Annotated in this window: 4 protein-coding genes; 3 read left to right on the top strand and 1 reads right to left on the bottom strand. The window is 68.6% G+C overall.

The window, feature by feature from the left end:
* On the top strand, window positions 1-749 hold a 749-nt coding region (locus ACFUUZ_RS31575), incomplete at its 5' end, for a tetratricopeptide repeat protein (protein WP_378702689.1).
* A gap of 83 nt (window positions 750-832) precedes the next feature.
* Here ACFUUZ_RS31575 and ACFUUZ_RS31570 read toward each other — a convergent pair.
* Window positions 833-2,047, bottom strand: a complete 1,215-nt coding sequence (locus ACFUUZ_RS31570; RefSeq protein WP_378702687.1) for a recombinase family protein — start codon at window positions 2,045-2,047, stop codon at window positions 833-835.
* A 217-nt stretch (window positions 2,048-2,264) separates the two neighbouring features.
* On the opposite strand from ACFUUZ_RS31570, the gene ACFUUZ_RS31565 reads away from it, so the two are divergent.
* A complete protein-coding gene (locus ACFUUZ_RS31565) occupies window positions 2,265-2,543 on the top strand; it encodes a DUF3892 domain-containing protein (protein ID WP_378702685.1) in 279 nt (92 codons plus the stop codon).
* Window positions 2,544-2,676: 133 nt separating this feature from the next.
* Window positions 2,677-3,222 carry a hypothetical protein gene (locus ACFUUZ_RS31560; protein ID WP_378702683.1) on the top strand — a complete coding sequence of 182 codons (546 nt, stop codon included), beginning with the start codon at window positions 2,677-2,679 and terminating at the stop codon, window positions 3,220-3,222.
* Window positions 3,223-3,272 lie beyond the last annotated feature (50 nt).

The raw sequence follows: 3,272 nt of genomic DNA, 5'->3' as shown, positions 1-3,272 counted from the left end.
AGGCCCTGACCGCCATCGAGGAAGCCGTCCAGCTCCGCCGGACGCTGGCCACCCAGCGCCCCGACGCCTACCTGCCCGACCTCGCGGGAAGCCTGAACAACCTCGCGAACCGGCTCAGCGGGCTCGGCCGCGCCGAGCAGGCCCTGACCGCCATCGAGGAAGCCGTCCAGCTCTACCGGACGCTGGCCACCCAGCGCCCCGACGCCTACCTGCCCGACCTCGCCACGAGCCTGAACAACCTCGCGAACCGGCTCGGCGGGCTCGGCCGCGCCGAAGAGGCCCTGACCGCCATCGAGGAAGCCGTCCAGCTCCGCCGGACGCTGGCCACCCAACGCCCCGAGGTGTATCAATCCGCGCTGGGCCGATCTCTACAGGTGGCTGCCGCCAACTACGGTCGGTTGGGGGTCCTCGCCAAGGATCGGGGGGATTGTGGTGAAGCCGAGCGGCGTTATCAGCAGACCCTCACCGTCTTCGAAGAACTCGGCGACCGTGCTGGCACAGCCACTTCGTTCTCGCTGATGGGGGAGTTGAAGTCGGCGTGGGGGCTGGGCGGTGAAGCTGTGGTGTGGCACATCCGCGCCCTCGCACTCCGGGCGGAACTCAAGGTGCCACAAGCGGCAATCGACATTCGCGCCCTGCGCGGGCTGCGGACCGAACTCGGGCCCCAGACCTTCACCACTCACGCTCTCACCGTCCTGTCCCCGGAAGTGCTAGAGCAGCTCGACGACCTGCTCGACAAGGCCGCATAGCTCCCCGCCCCGCCCGGCTTCACCGGCGCCCCGCATGGTGACAACTACGAGAACTATCCGAGGACTGGGCAGGCCAGAACCGGTCAAGGGTGTTGCGGGCAACGCAGCGCGCCGTCGCTGACGGTCCAGCCTCGCCCGTTGAGCATCCGCAGCACGACCTCGGGCACCCGGCCGCCGGCCGCGCGGGTCCGAGCGGCGAGTTCCCCGCCGAGCAAGGGCCCTTCCTCGCAGTCCGGGTCGCCGCAGGCGATCGGGAACCGCTGAGCGGGCTGGCATTCGGCGCAGTGCCGGGTCGCGATCAGCCCGCCGCGGTTGTCGTCGGAGGTGTCGAGTTCGTACCAGCGGAACGCCACATCGGCGGCCAGCTGCAGCGGGCCGTAGGCCCGGCTGGGCTCGGTCCCGCAGGTCGGGCACGGCTCCACCCGCCGGGTCCGACCGCGCCCGGACGTGCGGTGCGGCCGCTGCGCGATGTCCGCCAGCGGCAGCGCCGTGCCGCTGACGGCGGTCGCCGGCGCGAGGATCGCTTCGACGGCGACCACCCGCTGCACTGCCTCCGGCGAGAGCACCGCGGTGCCCAGCTCCGTCGGGGCACCCGGCTCGGCGGCGCGCGGGGAACCCGCGGCAGCACCCGGCTCGGCGGCGCGCGGGGAACCCGCGGCAGCACCCGGCTCGGCGGCGCGCGGGGAACCCGGGCTCGCGATGCTCGCCCGGATGGTGCCGGGGCGGGGCCGGGCGCCCCCGGCGGTCTTGGTGAGGTGCCCGTAGACGGTGGTGCGCCCGGCGCCGACGATGTCGGCGATCTGCTGCACGGTGTGAGCACCCTCGTCATAGAGCCGCTGCGCCAGCGCGGCCTGATCCGCCGAGAGCTTCGGCGGCCGGCCCCCGCGGCGCCCGCGGGCCCGGGCGGCGGCCAGGCCGTCGTGGGTGTTGGCAACGATGAGCTCGCGCTGGAACTCCGCGAGCACCGACAGCATCCCGAACATGGCCCGGCCCTCGGGGGTGTCGGTGTCGATGCCCTGCTCGATCACCTTCAACCCGATCCCACGCTCGCGGAGCTCGGCGCCGAGGGTGACCAGGTGCAGCATCGAGCGGCCGAGCCGGTCCAGGCGGGTGATGACGAGGGTGTCGCCGTCACGGGCGATGCGCAGCACGAGGTCGAGCTGGGGGCGGGTGGCCTTGGCGCCGGAGGCGACGTCGATGTGGACGTCGCGCTCGTGCACGCCGGCGCGGATGAGGGCGTCGCGTTGGTGGTCGGCGTTCTGCTCGGCGGTGGAGATTCGCCCGTACCCGATCAGCATGCGTCGAAAATACCGGCTCGCACGGGTTTTGCGACGTTGATTTCCGACGCGAGTTGCCGACACTCACCGCCAGGACCGACGGTGGACTGGTGGTGAGTGTCGGAAAACGATCCATTTCCGAACACCGCCAACCAGCGGCAGAGCAGATGGGCTCGGCTTGTCAGATCCAACTGCTATAACAGGGCCTTCAAGAACCTGCAGGAGCGAAGGAGTTGAAGTGGCGGTTTTGTTCACTCATCGGCGCATGTCACCGGGAGGGTTCAGGAATGAGCACATCACCCACGTGAAGTGGCTCCAGGAGCACGACGGGAAGACCGGCTCTATGGCCAAGCCGGACGCAGCGGAATGGCTGGACAAGGGCAATAAGGCCTACGTACAAGGGCCGTACAGCCGTGTGGAAGTCGGAGTGGTACGCGAAGCCGGAAAAGAGCCGTACCTCAGGACCGACGCCAACGGCAAGGGGGAAGACAACCTCTTGTCGCTCCCCTTGTTCTAACGGGCGGTACCGCTGGAAGTGGCCATTCGTGAAGGCCGTCAGGCTCGGCCAGCGGTACCGGGCAGGAGAGGGCACCGCTCGCTCATCCGGAAATCAGAAAGAGTTCCTCCCGTCGTCATGCGACGATGCTCTGATGTCCGATGGCGAGCACACCTCTCCTGCCGCTGACCGTCGCAAGTTCGAGGAAGCGCTCCGGCTGCGCGACGTTCAACACCTCGCGGCCTCTGCCTCGGTATGGATGCAGGAAGCGATGAACGCCTGGAGCGAGGACGAGTACGGGAAGGTCGCCGTCCTGGCACCACTGGCTGTCGAGCACCTCGGCAAAGCAGTCCTGTGGCAGAAGAACCCCGTACTCGTTGTACCCCTGTCGCCTGACGCCGAAGCCAGCCTGGCCAAACTCGCCACCCGGCCCACCCTTACCGACCCCAAGCTTCGAACTGTCGGACTCAAGACACTCCTGGGCAGAATCGAGACTGTCACCGGGTCGCTGCCCATCAACCAGAGCCGACGGACCCGCATGGTCGAGATCCGTAACGGTGCGATGCACATCGCCTCCTCGGGAACCTCCCGCCATGTACTCATCGATGCTCTGATGCTGTGCAACGCTTTCCTCGAACAGCTCGGTCAAGAACCTGGGACTGCTGCACGAGTTGGTGACGGGTTCGGTCAGGCGGCCTGAGTGGCTGCCGTGGTCATGATCGCTTCGTACTCGATCGGGGTCAATCTGCC

The organism is Nocardia sp. NPDC057353, from assembly GCF_042667085.1.
Classification (GTDB): Bacteria; Actinomycetota; Actinomycetes; order Mycobacteriales; family Mycobacteriaceae; genus Nocardia.
Note: the sequence above shows the minus strand (reverse complement) of the source record. Positions and strands in the feature narration are given on the sequence as shown.